At 73.3% G+C, this 14,781-nt stretch carries 12 protein-coding genes; 7 read left to right on the top strand and 5 right to left on the bottom strand.

The annotated features are described in order from the left end of the window. Nucleotides 1-30 precede the first annotated feature (30 nt). From ACFQWG_RS02885 to ACFQWG_RS02905, 5 genes are read right to left on the bottom strand one after another with little or no spacing between them, the layout of a single operon-like run. Nucleotides 31-1,410 (bottom strand): DUF58 domain-containing protein, encoded by a 1,380-nt coding sequence (locus ACFQWG_RS02885; protein ID WP_380971923.1) that lies wholly within the window; start codon nucleotides 1,408-1,410, stop codon nucleotides 31-33. Beyond that, nucleotides 1,410-2,429: an AAA family ATPase gene (locus ACFQWG_RS02890; RefSeq protein WP_380971925.1), complete on the bottom strand. Its 1,020-nt coding sequence runs from the start codon at nucleotides 2,427-2,429 to the stop codon at nucleotides 1,410-1,412. The genes ACFQWG_RS02885 and ACFQWG_RS02890 overlap by 1 nt, the downstream gene beginning before the upstream one ends. Beyond that, nucleotides 2,422-3,618, bottom strand: a complete 1,197-nt coding sequence (locus ACFQWG_RS02895; protein WP_380971927.1) for a DUF4350 domain-containing protein — start codon at nucleotides 3,616-3,618, stop codon at nucleotides 2,422-2,424. The genes ACFQWG_RS02890 and ACFQWG_RS02895 overlap by 8 nt, the downstream gene beginning before the upstream one ends. Then, entirely contained in the window at nucleotides 3,615-4,349 is a 735-nt protein-coding gene (locus ACFQWG_RS02900; RefSeq protein ID WP_380971929.1) for a DUF4129 domain-containing protein, read from the bottom strand. Before ACFQWG_RS02900 ends, ACFQWG_RS02895 begins: the two co-directional genes overlap by 4 nt. Beyond that, nucleotides 4,349-5,608: a glycerophosphoryl diester phosphodiesterase membrane domain-containing protein gene (locus tag ACFQWG_RS02905; RefSeq protein ID WP_380971931.1), complete on the bottom strand. Its 1,260-nt coding sequence runs from the start codon at nucleotides 5,606-5,608 to the stop codon at nucleotides 4,349-4,351. Before ACFQWG_RS02905 ends, ACFQWG_RS02900 begins: the two co-directional genes overlap by 1 nt. Before the next feature lie 163 nt (nucleotides 5,609-5,771). Between ACFQWG_RS02905 and mtrA the strand changes: the two genes are divergently transcribed. The 7 genes from mtrA (at nucleotide 5,772) to secA (ending at nucleotide 14,767) form a co-directional block, all read left to right on the top strand. After that, on the top strand, nucleotides 5,772-6,452 hold the full coding sequence (gene mtrA / locus ACFQWG_RS02910; protein ID WP_291494781.1) for an MtrAB system response regulator MtrA: 681 nt from the start codon (nucleotides 5,772-5,774) through the stop codon (nucleotides 6,450-6,452). 64 nt (nucleotides 6,453-6,516) lie between these two features. After that, nucleotides 6,517-8,103 carry an MtrAB system histidine kinase MtrB gene (mtrB, locus tag ACFQWG_RS02915; protein ID WP_380971934.1) on the top strand — a complete coding sequence of 529 codons (1,587 nt, stop codon included), beginning with the start codon at nucleotides 6,517-6,519 and terminating at the stop codon, nucleotides 8,101-8,103. Next, nucleotides 8,100-9,536 carry a GerMN domain-containing protein gene (locus ACFQWG_RS02920; protein ID WP_380971936.1) on the top strand — a complete coding sequence of 479 codons (1,437 nt, stop codon included), beginning with the start codon at nucleotides 8,100-8,102 and terminating at the stop codon, nucleotides 9,534-9,536. The genes mtrB and ACFQWG_RS02920 overlap by 4 nt, the downstream gene beginning before the upstream one ends. Further along, a complete protein-coding gene (locus ACFQWG_RS02925) occupies nucleotides 9,439-9,924 on the top strand; it encodes an LpqB family beta-propeller domain-containing protein (protein WP_380971938.1) in 486 nt (161 codons plus the stop codon). The genes ACFQWG_RS02920 and ACFQWG_RS02925 overlap by 98 nt, the downstream gene beginning before the upstream one ends. A gap of 121 nt (nucleotides 9,925-10,045) precedes the next feature. Beyond that, nucleotides 10,046-10,774 carry a ComF family protein gene (locus ACFQWG_RS02930; protein WP_380971940.1) on the top strand — a complete coding sequence of 243 codons (729 nt, stop codon included), beginning with the start codon at nucleotides 10,046-10,048 and terminating at the stop codon, nucleotides 10,772-10,774. A 205-nt stretch (nucleotides 10,775-10,979) separates the two neighbouring features. Next, nucleotides 10,980-11,633: a ribosome hibernation-promoting factor, HPF/YfiA family gene (gene hpf, locus ACFQWG_RS02935; RefSeq protein ID WP_380971942.1), complete on the top strand. Its 654-nt coding sequence runs from the start codon at nucleotides 10,980-10,982 to the stop codon at nucleotides 11,631-11,633. 251 nt (nucleotides 11,634-11,884) lie between these two features. Beyond that, nucleotides 11,885-14,767, top strand: a complete 2,883-nt coding sequence (gene secA, locus ACFQWG_RS02940; protein WP_380971944.1) for a preprotein translocase subunit SecA — start codon at nucleotides 11,885-11,887, stop codon at nucleotides 14,765-14,767. Nucleotides 14,768-14,781: the final 14 nt, after the last annotated feature.

Genomic DNA, 14,781 nt, shown 5'->3' on the forward strand with positions numbered 1-14,781 from the left:
TGGCGATGGCGATGGCGCCGGTCGCCCGGGTCATAGCCGGCCCTGCTTCTTGAGCTGGAGGTAGGTGTCGGACAGCCGCGCGGGCAGCAGGCCCGCCTCCACGTCCAGGACGATGGCCCCGGCTCGGGTGGCGTCCTCGTCGCCGGCGGCCTGCTCGCGCAGCGTGGAGCTGGCGGCGGCGGCCTGGTAGACGGCATCGGCGTCGCGCCGACCCTGGGCCAGCCGGACGACCTCCGGGTCGGCGGCCGACGCCACGATGACGGTGTGCCGGTCGGACAGGTCGGCCACGGCCTGCAGGAAGTCCGGGTCGGCGCCGACGGGCGGTACCTCGGTGAGTAGCACCACCAGCCCCGGGTGGTGGACGGTGCGGCGGACCTCGGCCACCGCCAGCGGCCAGTCGATGGGCTGGAGGGTGGGGGAGACATCGGTGAGCGCCTCTGCGACATGGTGGAGCAGCGGCGCCCCGCGAACGCCGGACACCCGGGCCCGCACCGATCGGTCGACGGCGAGCAGGTGCACGTTGTCCCCGGCGCGGTCGGCCAGGGCCGCCAGCAGGAGCGCCGCCTCGATCCCCGCGTCCATGCGCGGGGCGACTCCGAGGTCGACGAGGTCGGGCGAGGCGCTCGGGCCGGCGCCGTCCCGGCCTCGTGACACCGGGGCAGCGGGCGCCTCTGCGGCCCCGGCCCCCAGGAGAAGCGCCCCGGACCGGCCCGTGTCCAGGACCATGACCACGTGCCGGTCGCGCTCGGGACGCCAAGTGCGCACCACGAGGTCACGGGCGCGCGCCGACGCCCGCCAGTCGATGTCTCGGGGGTCGTCGCCGCGCACATAGTCTCGCAGGGAGTCGAACTCGGTGCCCGGCCCGCGCAGGATCGTCGCCGTGGCCCCCTCCTCCCTCAGGCGCGCCAGGCGCGAGGGCAGGAGTCGGCGCGACCGGAACTCCGGCAGGACGGCCACCCGGACCGTCGCCGCCACCGACACCTGGCGCGCGCCCAGCCCCAACGGGCCCCACACGCGCAGGCTCACGTAGTCCGCGGTGCGGGTCCCGCGCCGTTCGGGGCGCAGCCGCGTGACGACGCGTTCCGACCCGCCGCCTGGAAGCCTCACCCGGTGGCGCGCCGGAGAGGGGTGGACCGAGGGCGGCCACGCGTCGCGCACGTCCGCGCGCACCCCCCGACGGCCCGGGTTGCGCAGGACCAGCGCCGACTCCGCCGTCTCGTCGGCCCGCACCGCGGCGGAGACCGCGCGGGAGACCTCGAGGTCGCGCGGGGACACGGCGGCCACCGCGTCGAGGACGCACACGACGGCGATCAGGCCGAGCCACCCCCATGCCATGGCGGTCGACGGGCTGAGCGCGACGGCCACGACCCCCAGGGCCGCGAGCAGGGCGGCGCGCAGCGAGACGGCCATCAGCGTGGAACCGGGACGGCCGCCAACAGGCCCTCGATGACGGTGCGGGCGGAGATCCCCTCCAGGTCGGCCTCGGCCCGCAGGGAGACGCGGTGAGCCAACGTGGGAACGGCCATCACCTTGACGTCATCGGGCGTGACGAACGCCCGCCCCTGCAGGTAGGCCCACACGCGCGCCGTCCTCAGCAGAGCCGTCGCGCCGCGCGGGGACACCCCCAGCCGCAGGGACGGGGAACGGCGGGTCGCCTGGACAAGGTCGACGATGTAGCCGATGACGGCCGGGTCGACCGCGACCTCGGCGGCCTCGGCGCGCGCGGCCCGGACGTCCCGGGGTCCCGCGACCGCGCGCACCCCGGCGCTGCCGAGCGCCATCGGGTCGAAGCCGCGCTGATGGCGCGCGACGACCTCGATCTCCGCGTCGCGGTCCGGCAGCGGCAGGTCCAGCTTGAGCAGGAACCGGTCCAGCTGGGCCTCGGGCAGGGGGTAGGTGCCCTCGTACTCCACGGGGTTCTGCGTCGCGATCACCATGAAGGGATCGTCCAGGGGGTGCGTCTGCCCGTCGACGGTGACCTGATGCTCCTCCATGGCCTCCAGCAGGGAGGACTGGGTCTTCGGGGGCGTCCGGTTGATCTCGTCGGCCAGCAGGAGGTTCGTGAAGACGGGGCCCGGGCGGAACTCGAACGAGGACGTCCCCGCGTCCCACACCAGAGATCCCGTGATGTCGGCGGGCATGAGGTCGGGCGTGAACTGCACGCGGGACATTCCCATGTCCAGGGACGTCGCCATCGCGCGCACCAGCAGCGTCTTCGCCACGCCGGGCACGCCCTCGAGCAGGACGTGCCCGCCCGCCACCAGCGCGACGATGAGCCCCGTGACCGCGCCGTCCTGGCCGACGACGGCCTTGGCGATCTCCTCCCGCAGGCGCACCAGGGCCTCCCGGGAGGTCGAAGGCGGGGCGGGGGCGTCGGGCCCGGGGGCCGCTCCCTGGGGCCGCAGCGGGTCGATGCGGGGATCAGTCATGGCGGAGGTCCTCCTCAAGATCGGACAGGGCGTCGGCCAGGTCCACCAGGGCCCGGTCGGTGGTCGGGGGCGGTCCCCACAGCAGGGCTTGGGCGCGTCCGGGGTCGATCCCGGCGCGGGCCAGGGCGTCGCGCAGCTCGTCGGCGCCGGACCCGGGCGGCACGCCCAGACGGGCCGCGAGCCGCGTCGCGGTCGCGGTGCGCAGAGCGAGGGCGGCGTGGCCCTGGTCGCGTGAACGGCGCAGCAGGCGGCCGCGGCCCACGACGGTCTCCGTGGCGGGCACGGCGCTGGGCAGGTCCTCGGGCGCGAGCCGCCCGAGCCGCCGCCCGCGCGCCATCGCCGCCACGAGACCCGCCCCGCCCAGGACGATCAGCGAGGGGATCATCCAGGCTGGGGTCGGGGTGGGGACGTCGGTCATGGAGTCGGCGTAGTCCGCGATGTACCACACCACGTGAGGGGTGCGGGCGATCGCGTTGATCGCCAGGGCCGCATTGCCGAACTCGGCGACGGCGCTGTTGCGCAGCAGCCGGGAGTCGGCGATGACGGCGCGGAAAGAGCCCGCGCTCTGCTTCTGGGCGTAGGCGTGGAGCGCGGGCGCCCCGGCCGCCGTGGCCGTGCCCAGCGGGAAGCACACCTGCCAGGTGTCGTCGGCGCGCACCCCGTACGCGCCGACGGTCACCGACCCGGCGCGCTGCCCGGAGTCCGCGGAACAGCCAGGCCCGGCCTCGGCGGAGGTGCCGGAGGGCGGCTGCTCGCCTTGGGCGTCCGGGGTGAGGCCCGAGACGCCGGCGACCGGGCCGAAGGACTGCTCCGTGCCGACCAGGACCAGGTTCGGCGCGCCGGCGAGGGCCTGGGCGACATCGGGCTGCATGCGGGCGGGGAAGACGACCACGAGCGTCGTCCCGGGGCGCTCGGCGCGGGCCAGGGCGTCCGCCGGCCCGTCGGGGGACACCACGTCGATGCCGCGGCGCTCCATGACGCGCACCAGGGCCTGGGCGCCGTCGGGCATGGTGCTGGTCGGGGAGAGGACCCGGGGGTCCTCCCCGAGGCGCGGCAGCAGGGCGCCGGCGCCCAGGACCGCCAGCACGACGATGACCAGAATGATCAGCGGCCGGGCCAGACGGGCTCGGGCCCGCAGGGTGGGGGTGACGACGCTCGCGGTGACCGTCGGGCGGGTGGGGGCGCTCATGGGCGCGTCTCCGGGGCGCTCCCGGCGCCGGACCGGACGAGGGCGTCCCCACGGCCTCGCCCGGCGCGATCGATGAGCGCCCGCAGCCGGTCGACGTCCACGGGGCCGGCCGTCGCGGGGGCGTCCGGGGAGGAACCGCCGCGGGCCGCCTCCGGCGCGCCGTAGCGCAGCGCATCGAAGGTCCCGGCCGCCCACGCCAGATCCTCCCGGAGATCCGGACGGCGGGCCTGCGCTTGGGCGGAGGCCTCACGAGCCGTCAGCCCCGGCCCGTCGTGGACGGCGCCGTCCCCGGCCAGCGTCAGCACCAGGGCACGGAAGTACCAGATGACGGCGTCGTCCCACTGCCCGTCCCCGGCGGCGGCGCGGGCGGCGGCCAGGCAGTCCTCCAGCGAGCGGTCCTCGCCGTCGAAGACCGCGCCGGAGGGGGCCCTGCGCCGCAGCCGCACGGGGTTCATCGCGACGACCGCCACCAGGATCACCAGGATGACGGCGAATGCCGCCAGCACGATGGAGCCGACGGGGATGTGGCCGCTGCCCGAGGTGAAGGCGTCCATCACGGTCTGGAGCACCCACCGGATGGCGCGGGTGAGCGGCGAGAGCTCCGACCCGTACTCGGGCCGGGAGAGCTCGTCGCCCACCCACGACTGGGCCTCGTCCCCGTCCGGCGTCAGCGGGGCGTCCGCGGGAGCCGGGACCCCGGAGAACGACGGGGCGCAGGCGGGAAGCGCCATCACCGCGCCGCGCGGGACGCCTGCGCGGCCTCGGCGAGCGCGGGAGCCAGGTTCTCCTGGCGGATCCTCTCGTCGACGTACATGAGCGTCGTGAAGGCCGCCGAGATCGGGATGATGAAGCCCGAGACCACGCCGGAGAGGAACCCGGTGACGATGGTGCCGACGAACTCGGAGGCCAGCAGGGTGATCAGCCCGCCGACCAGCCCCACCGCGCCAGCCACGAAGAACGTGGCGGCCGCCGTGAGGAGGGCGATGAGGATCATTCGCCCGAGGATCCGCCAGAACGAGGACGACGTCAGCGACCACGACCGCCGGATCGCCTGAAGGGGGCCGAGGTCCTCCAACACGATGATCGTGGGACCGAAGAGGAGGCGCACCTGGAAAAACAGAGACGCCGCAGCGCCGGCCAGCAGACCGAGCAGGAGCAGGAGGACGCCGGCAACGGAGGGGTCGGCGCCGCCCGACCCGGCGAGCGAGGCGATGAACGGGATCGCGAAGATCCCCGCGACCACGCCGAACGCGGCGACGCCGATGAGCCCGTTGAGCACGGTGACCCCGATGAGCGGCAGCAGGCGCGGGCGGACCCGGGCCCAGGCGGCCCCCAACGGCGTCACGGCGCCCAGTGTCGCGTCGGACACCGTGAGCGCGAGCATCCCCGAGAGGACCATGGTCACCAGGGCGGTGATGATCCCGGAGGCGGCCGACGAGGTGAGCGTCCCCGCGATCTGGCCGGCCAGGCCGGTGAGGTCGTCCCCGGCCAGCGCCGCCTGCGGATCGTCGACGAGCCCGATCCACTGGCTGGCGGTGGACGCCTCGATGACGGAGGTGATGAGCGAGGCGATCGCCATGACCGCGACGGAGAACCCGAACATCACCGACGGGTTGGCGCGGATCGTCCGGAACGTCGCCTCGAACAGGTCCCCGATGGACAGGGGGCGCAGCGGGATGACCCCGGGCTGGGGCGGGGGCATCCATCCGGCGGCGGGCTGGGGGGCCGGGGCCGGGCCGGGGCCGGCGTCGCCCCATCCGGGCGAGGACCAGCCGGGCCCGGCGTTCCAGGGGGGAGCCGCCTCCCACCCGGAGGCCGGCGCCGCCTGGGCGGGGTCCGCACCGGGATCCGTCGTCTGGGCGTCCGGCCGGCGGCCCGCCTCCGGCGCGGTCCAGCTGTCCGGCCCCTGCGGCGCCGACGAGGGCGGCGCCCACTGGCCGGAGTCCGTGCCAGGGTCCTCGGAGTTGAAAGGCGGGGTGGGAGTGCTCATGGCGTCCTTCCGATCGCGGCCGTGAGGCGGGGTCGTTCGGTGTCCATCGTGCCACGGCAACCACCGTGCGCCCAGCACCGGTGTCCTCTCCGCTGACCACGCGCCGGCGCCGCGGCCGGGCGCGTCGGGTGCATAATCGCCCTCGTCGTGACACGATCGTGACATGAGCGCCCGCATCCTCGTCGTCGATGACGACGTCGCCCTGGCTGAGATGATCGGCATCGTCCTGGAGGCCGAGGGCTTCACCGTGTCCTCCGTGTACGACGGAGCGGAAGCGCTCGACGAGTTCCGCGCGGAGGCCCCGGATCTGGTGCTGCTGGACCTCATGCTGCCCCACGTCGACGGCATCGAGATCGCGCGCAGGATCCGCAGGGAGTCCGATGTCCCGATCGTCATGCTGACGGCCCGTTCGGACACGGCCGACGTCGTCGCGGGCCTGGAGGCGGGCGCGGATGACTACGTCCCCAAGCCCTTCAAGCCGAAGGAACTGGTCGCCAGGGTCCGAGCACGCCTGCGCCGCCACGACGAGATCGGCGACGAGCGCCTGGTGCTCGGCGAGATCAGCATCGACGTGCCCGCGCATGTCGTGCGCCGCGGTGAGGAGGAGATCTCCCTCACCCCGCTGGAGTTCGACCTCCTGGTGGCGTTGGGGCGCTCGCCGTGGAAGGTCTTCACCCGTGAGGAGCTGCTCGAGAAGGTGTGGGGATACCGGCACGCCGCGGACACGCGGCTGGTGAACGTCCACGTGCAGCGCCTGCGTTCCAAGATCGAACGAGACCCGGAGAATCCCGAGGTCGTCGTCACCGTCCGCGGGGTCGGGTACCGTGCCGGAACAGGATCCTGAGCCGGCGGGGACGCAGACTCCGCCAGAGCCCCCGCGTCGGCGCCCCCTCAGGGAGCGGGTGCGCGTGCCCGGCTGGGCGCGCCGCCTGCGGGCCGCCGCCGCCGGTTCGGCGCCCGCGTCCTGGGTGCGCCGCTCCCTCTCGGTGCGCATCGCCGTGTCGATGACGGCGGCCGCGGCCGTGATCCTCGTCCTGTTCGCGGCGGTCACCTCGGCCCAGCTGCGCTCCTCCGTGTTCGAGAACCGGCGCGACATCATCCTCGACGACGCGTCGCTGAGATTCTCCACGGCGCAGTCGGCTTTCGACCAGTCGACGGCCTCGACCACCGACCAGGTCCAGGAGGCCGCGCGCGAGGTCATCGAGACGGCGCGCGGGTCGGCGGCGGGCGCTGGAGCGGAGTCCGTGCTGCTCATCCGCCCTCCGGATTCGCCCGACGAGTTCCGCATCAATGAGATCGGCAGCGCCGCCATGCGAGCGGTCGTCACCGACGACCTGCGCGAGGACGTCAGGAGCGGCGACCACGCCTACTGGCAGTCCGTGCGGGTCCCCGGGGACACCGACGGCGAGGGGGAGCCCGGCATCGCCGTCGGGATGATGGTCAGCCTGCCCCGGGCCGGCGACTACGAGATGTACATCGTCTACTCCCTCCAGTCCGAGCAGACGGTCATCGACATGGTGATGCGCGTGCTGGGGCTGGGGGCCCTCCCGATCATCATCGCGCTGCCGACCGGCGTGTTCTGGGTGCTCTACCACCTGCTGCGCCCCGTGCGGCAGACCGCTCGGGCCGCCTCCGAACTGGCCGACGGCGACCTGGACACCCGCGTGGACGCCCAGGGCGACGACGAGATGGCCCAGCTGGGGCAGGCCTTCAACAACATGGCCTCCAGCCTCCAGAACAAGATCGCGGAGTACGACGAGCTCTCCCGGCTCCAGCAGCGCTTCGTCTCCGACGTCTCCCACGAGCTGCGCACCCCGCTCACCACGATCCGCATGGCCGAGGACGTCATCTGGGAGGACCGCGGTTCCTTCGGGCCCGCGACGAAGCGCTCGGCGGAGCTGCTCCACGAACAGGTCGACCGTTTCGAGTCGATGCTGGCGGACCTGCTGGAGATCTCCCGCTATGACGCCCAGTCTGCGCTGCTCGACGCCGAGTCCGCCGACCTGCGGGCCGTCGTCGGCAAGGTCGTCGACGCGAACGACGAGCTCGCTGCCACCCTGGGCGTCGAGGTCCGCGTCGAGGAGCCCGACCAGCGCTGCGCCGCGGAGGTCGACGTCCGGCGTATCGAGCGCGTCCTGCGCAACCTCCTGGTCAACGCCGTCGAGCATGCCGACGGCCTGCCGGTGGTCATCACCGTGGCCGCCTCCGACACCGATGTCGCGGTCCGGGTCCGCGACCACGGCGTGGGCATGAGCGAGCAGACGATCGCGCACGTCTTCGACCGGTTCTTCCGGGCCGATCCCGCGCGCACGCGCACCACCGGCGGCACGGGGCTGGGCCTGTCCATCGCCCGGGAGGATGTCGCCCTGCACCACGGCGTGCTCGAGGCGTGGGGCGAGCTGGGGGTCGGCTCATCGTTCCTGGTCGTCGTCCCGCGGGCGGCGGGGGACGAGGTCGCGTCGCGTCCGCTCGCACTGTGGGAGGAGGAGGCATGAAGCAGGGACGAGGACGGCACCGCGTGCCGGGAGCACTGGCCGCCATGGGGATCTCCGCGGCGCTGGCCCTGGGACTGGCCGGCTGCTCGGCGCTGCCGGACTCCGGCTCGCCCCAGCCCTTCGACGTCTCCGTGCCCACGTCGGACCCGCTGGACCTGTCGGCGGACGGACCGGCGAAGGGCTCCAGTCCACAGGCGCTGGTCAAGGACTTCCTCCTGGCCTGCGCGGCCGGCACCACCGACGACTTCGCGACGGCCCGCCAGTTCCTCACGGACGCCGCCTCGCGCTCCTGGCATCCGGAGACGCTCGTCCAGGTCTACGCCACCGACACCTCGCCCTCGTTCAGCGGGGGAGGGGACGCGGACCCAGACGGAGGCGAAGGGGACGGCGAGTCGACGTCCGCTCCGGAGGCGACCCCCGGGGCGGCGCTGACCGTCACGTTGACGGCCGCCGCCGTGGCCACCGTCGACGACCAGGGGATCCTCACGCGCGCCGACGCGGACGCGCGGATCGTCCACGAGTTCGCCCTGACCGCGGAGGACGGCGAGTGGCGCATCAACGCGCTGGACGACGGCGTCGTGCTGTCGGAGACCTCGTTCACCAGCGCCTACCAGCAGGCCGACCTGTACTTCCCCTCGACGACGGGTGACGCCCTGGTGGCGGATCCGCGGTGGTACCCGGCACGGCGGCTGGCCACGTATCTGCTCGCCGGTCTGCTGGGCGGCCCCTCGGAGGAGATCGCTCCGGCCGTGTCCTCGGCCATCCCCGAGGGCGCGACCCTTCCGTCGCAGGGCGTGGCCATCACCGACCACGTCGCCCATGTCGACCTGGCGGCGACGTTCCCCGCGGACGATGCCGCCGAGCGGCTCCTCGCCTGGCAGATCCAGGCCACGCTCACGCAGGCGTCCACCGTGTCGACCGTGGACCTGTCCGTGTCGGGGACCGGCATCGACGTCGACGACCTGCCGGCCGGCCCGGAGTACGCCCTGGATTCTGCCGTCGCGCTCAGCGAGGACGGTCTGGTGCGCGTGACGGGGACCTCGGTCGCGCAGACGGTCGTGCCGCGGGGCGAGTTGGGCGAGAACCCCCGCGATCCGGCGATCGCCCCGATCTCCGGCTCGACGATCGCCTGGCTGAACGCCGACGGGCTGGCTGTGCTCTCGGGGACCAGCGGAGCCCGCACGGACCACGCGGTCGAGTCGCCGACGGCGCCGTCGGTGGACCGGTGGGGATGGGTGTGGACCGCGTCGTCGGCGGCGGGCGGCGCGATCCTGGTCGCGGGGGCCGACGGGGGAGGACCTCACCCTGGACGCCCCGTTCAGAGACTCCTCGGCCGTGGAGGCCCTGCGCGTGTCACCCGATGGGGCGCGGCTGGCGATGCTGCGCGTGTCGGGAGGGACGCGCAGCGTGTGGGTCGCGGCGATCGGCCGTGACGCGGCGGGCAAGCCGACGAGCGTGGGCACCCCGGTGGCGGTCTCCGGCCTGTCGGTGGGCATCGCGGACGTGTCCTGGGCCGGGCGGACCACCGTGGTCGCGCTCCGAGACGCCGGGGCGTCGTCGGGCGCGGGGCCCGCGGCGGGAGGCGGTTCCGGTGGCGGGGCCGGAGGGGGATCCGCGAGCGCGTCGGAGCTGGCGACCGTCCCCCTGGGGGGCTTCCTCACGACACTGGCCTTCCCCTCGGGGAAGGCGGAACGGCTCACGGGCGGAGCGGCCTCGACCAACGTGTATGTCACGACGTCCGACGGGCAGGTCTATGCCCGGTCGGGGTCGGTGTGGCAGTCGGTCGGCGGCGATCTCGCGGGCCTCCGCTATCCGGGCTGACGCCCCGCCGGCCTCGCACGCGCCCGGAGCCGTCCACAGCGGTCCCCCGGAGCCGCGCCGTGTCCACAACCGGGCCGGCGGTGGCTCGACGGCCGGTGAGCCACCGGGTGCCATGGAGATCATGGGCGTGCGGGGAGCGAACGGGGCGGGAGGCCCGTCCGGGTTCGCCGCGCGCCTCCTCGACGCCCTCCTGCCGGTCCAGTGCGTCGGCTGCGGAACCTGGGACACCGTGCTGTGCCCGGCGTGCGCGCGGCTGGCCGATGGGACGGAGCCCGACTGGCATGTCCTCGAGACCTCCCCGCCGAGCCCCGACCTGGGTGTGTGGACCCTCGGGGAGTACGAGGGCCGCCTGCGCCGGATCGTCCTGGCCGCCAAGCATGGGGAACGCGTCGGGCTCGCCGGTTTCCTGGAACGCGCCGGCCGGGCGTTGGGCGAGGGCGTCGCCGCCTCGGGGCTGGTGGACGGCGCGCGCGGCGAGGCCGAGGACATCTGGGTGGTGCCGGCGCCCTCAGGGTGGAGACGGCGTTTCCGCGGCCAGATGGTGGCGCCCGACGTGGCCCGGGGCGTCGGGTCCGAACTGGCGCGGAGCACGGGCCTGCGGGTCCGGGTGATCTCCTGCGTCCGGCTGAGGGCGGGGGCTCCCTCCCAGTCCGGGCGCTCCGCGGAGGAACGGCGGTCGGGGCGCGCCGGGTCGATGGCCTCGGCCGCCGACGTCCCGCCGGGCGTCGCGGTGGTCCTGGTCGACGACGTCATCACGACGGGGGCGACCCTGCGCGAGCTCGCCCGGGTGTGCGGGACGGGGACCGTGGCGGCGGCGGCCCTGTGTCGAGCGGGACCGAGGACGGGGTGAGCCGGGCGCCCCCTTTCGTATGACCTGCGTCACGATGTTGTCGTACCATGGGCAGATGAGACAACAGACGGGTCACGCGCCGAAGAAAAGCCGCGTGAACTGCGTCGACATAGGGGGTGGTAGCCACGCTCACGGTCCGGGGCGATGAGGCGCCCGGACATCGGTCGTGCGGGCCAGGTCCCGCAGAGTTCCCCTGGAGGACAACATGGACATCACCGTCGTCGGACGCAACGCCGAGATCCACCCGAATTTCCGGGACTACGTCGAGGAGAAGGTCTCGAAGACCACTCAGTTCTACCCGCGGGCACAGCGCGCGGACGTCGAGCTGACCCACGAGCGCAACCCCCGGCAGGCCGACACCGCCGAACGGATCGAGATCACCGTCTTCGGCAAGGGACCCGTGATCCGCGCCGAGGCTGCGTCCGGGGACCGCTACGCGGCGGTCGACATCGCGGTGGACAAGCTCTTCGAGCGGCTGCGCCGGGCGCGCGACCGCGCCAAGGACCATCGGCGGCGCCTCCCGGCCGACATCGTGGAGGACGCGGTGCCCGAGGGCCTCGCCGGCCTCAAGAAGCCGACGCCCCCGGAGCCGCCCGCCGAGCCTCCGCTCAGGAGCGCCCAGGACCTCAGGCCGGGGGAGGCCCGCGAGGAACAGCTCGGGGACTCCCCGGTGGTGGTCCGGCAGAAGGTCCATGAGGCCGAACCGATGAGCGTGGACGACGCCTTGTACCAGATGGAGCTGGTCGGCCACCCCTTCTTCCTCTTCGTCGACAAGGAGACGAGGCAGCCCTGCGCCGTCTACCGCCGTCACGGCTGGACCTACGGCGTCATCAGGCTGAACACGAAGATCTCCGCCTGAGCGCCGTCGGGGACGGTCGACCGTCCCCGACGGCTCTCCGCCGGGTGGACGCGCGCCCGCGTCCACCCGGCGGAGAGCCAGGACCATCGAGCAGGGACCGCCCTCGTCGGCGCCGGCGCGGGCTGCGAATGGGCCGGCCGCACCGGTCCCGCCGGTCGCGGCTGCGGGGCCATCTTCCGTACACTGGGCGATGCGCGCTCCCCCGGTGCGCGCCCGGGGCGACGCCCCGGCCCCGACGTTCAGGAGCAGCGGTGTCAGTCATTGACAAGATCCTCCGTGCAGGCGAGGGCCGCACGCTGAAGAAGCTCGACCGGATCGCCGACCAGGTCGACGCCCTGCAGGGGGATTTCGAGACGCTTGACGACGAGGAGCTGCGCGCCAAGACCGACGAGTTCAAGGCGCGCCTGGCCGACGGGGAGACGCTCGACGACCTGCTGGTCGAGGCCTTCGCCACCGTCCGCGAGGCCGCCTGGCGGACGCTGCGCCAGCGCCCCTTCCACGTCCAGGTCATGGGCGGCGCCGCCCTGCACCTGGGCAACATCGCGGAGATGAAGACCGGCGAGGGCAAGACGCTGGTGGCGACCATGCCCTCCTACCTGAGGGCGCTGACCGGCGACGGCGTCCACGTCGTCACCGTCAACGACTACCTCGCGAAGTACCAGTCGGATCTCATGGGCCGCGTCTACCGCTTCCTCGGCATGTCCTGCGGATGCGTGCTGACCGGGCAGGCCCCCGCCGAGCGGCGCCAGCAGTACGAGGCCGACATCACCTACGGCACGAACAACGAGTTCGGCTTCGACTACCTGCGCGACAACATGGCCCAGCGCGTGGAGGACATGGTCCAGCGCGGGCACAACTTCGTCATCGTCGACGAGGTCGACTCGATCCTCATCGACGAGGCCCGCACCCCGCTCATCATCTCCGGGCCCGCCACCGGCGACGTCAACCGCTGGTACACGGAGTTCGCGCGCATCGCCCGGCTGCTGGAGCGCGACGTCGACTACGAGGTCGACGAGAAGAAGAAGACGGTGGGCGTCCTGGAGCCCGGCATCGACAAGGTCGAGGACCAGCTGGGCGTCGAGAACCTCTACGAGGCGGCGAACACCCCGCTCATCGGTTTCCTCAACAACTCGATCCGCGCGAAGGAGCTCTTCCACCGCGACAAGGACTACATCGTCGACAACGGCGAGGTCCTCATCGTCGACGAGCACACCGGCCGCGTCCTGCCGGGCCGCCGCTACAACGAGGGCATGCACCAGGCCATCGAGGCGAAGGAGGGCGTGGAGATCAAGGCCGAGAACCAGACGCTGGCCACGATCACCCTGCAGAACTACTTCCGCCTGTACCCCGAGGGGTCGCGCGCCGGGATGACCGGCACGGCGGAGACCGAGGCCGCGGAGTTCTCCTCGACCTACAAGATCGGCGTCATCCCGATCCCGACGAACAAGCCGATGATCCGCATCGACCAGCCGGACCTGGTCTACCCGAGCCTCCAGGGCAAGCTCACGGCGATCGTCGAGGACATCGAGGAACGCCACCAGAAGGGGCAGCCCGTCCTGGTGGGCACGACGTCGGTGGAGAATTCGGAGCTGATCTCGCGCCTCCTGCGCGAGAAGCACATCCCCCACCAGGTCCTCAACGCCAAGCAGCATGCCCGCGAGGCGCAGGTCGTGGCCATGGCCGGGCGCAAGGGCGCGGTCACGGTCGCGACGAACATGGCCGGGCGCGGCACCGACATCATGCTGGGCGGCAACTCCGAGTTCATCGCGCAGGCGACCCTGGCCAGTCGCGGCCTGGACCCCAACGAGAACCCGGAGGAGTACCGGGAGGCCTGGCCGCAGGCGCTCGCGGAAGCAGAGTCGGCCGTCGAGGCCGAGCACGACGAGGTCGTGGAACTGGGCGGCCTGTACGTCCTGGGCACCGAGCGCCACGAGTCCCGGCGCATCGACAACCAGCTGCGCGGCCGTTCCGGCCGGCAGGGCGACCCGGGCGAGTCCCGGTTCTACCTGTCCATGGAGGACGACCTCATGCGCCTGTTCAACTCGGGCATGGCGCAGCGCATCATGTCCTCCGGCGCCTATCCGGAGGACATGCCGCTGGAGTCGAAGGTCGTCTCCCGCTCGATCGCCTCGGCCCAGCACCAGGTGGAGGCCCGCAACTTCGAGATCCGCAAGAACGTCCTCAAATACGACGACGTCATGACCGGCCAGCGCGAGCTGATCTACGCCCAGCGCCGCCAGGTGCTGGAGGGGGCCGACCTCAAGACCCAGTTCAGCCTGTACGCGGACGACCTCATCTCGGATCTCGTCGCCGCGAACACGCAGGAGCCCTCGCCCAAGGACTGGGACCTGGAGGGGCTGTGGGCGGCGCTGCGCGGCTACTACCCGCCCTCCGTCGCCCCGGAGGAGGTCGAGGACGCCCACGGCGGCCCCGGGTCGCTCATGCGCGACGACCTGCTCTTCGAGCTGCGCGGCGACATCCACTCGGTCTACGCGGAGAACGAGCTCACGCTCGGCGCGAACCCGCTGGCCCTGCGCCAGCTCGGCGAGGAGCCGATGCGCGTCCTCGAACGCCGGGTCCTCATCGCCACGGTCGACAGGCTGTGGCGCGAGCACCTCTACGAGATGGACTATCTCAAGGAGGGCATCGGCCTGCGGGCGATGGGCCAGCGCGACCCCCTGGTCGAGTACAAGGACGAGGGCGCCCAGATGTTCCAGGCGATGACGGAGCGCATCCGCGAGGAGTCGGTCCAACAGATCTTCGCCTACTGCCGCCAGTTCGAGCTGGCCCTGGAGAAGGCCTCGGAGGCCGCCGACGGACAGGCGCCTGGGACACCCGGCAACGCCGAGCAGGCCGTTGGCGGCGCGGGCGCGGTGGAGGCCGAGGGCGCGGCGGCGGCGCAGGCCGTCGAGCGGGCCCAAGCCCGGGAGGCCGCGGCCGAGTCCCAGTCCCTGGCCCGTGCGGCCTCCGTGATGGGGACGGTCGGGCGCGAGGCCCGGCAGACGCGTCTCCAGTACAGCTCCTCGGAGGGGGAGTCCTCGGAGGCGGCCGGATCGACCGGGGCACAGCACAACGGCGGGGGCAACCGCGCCCAGCGCCGCGCCGCCGCGAAGAAGGCCCGCAAGCGCCGCTGAGGCGGCGGCCCCGT

The sequence above is a fragment of the Schaalia naturae genome (genome assembly GCF_042665795.1).
Taxonomy (GTDB): Bacteria; Actinomycetota; Actinomycetes; order Actinomycetales; family Actinomycetaceae; genus Pauljensenia; species Pauljensenia naturae.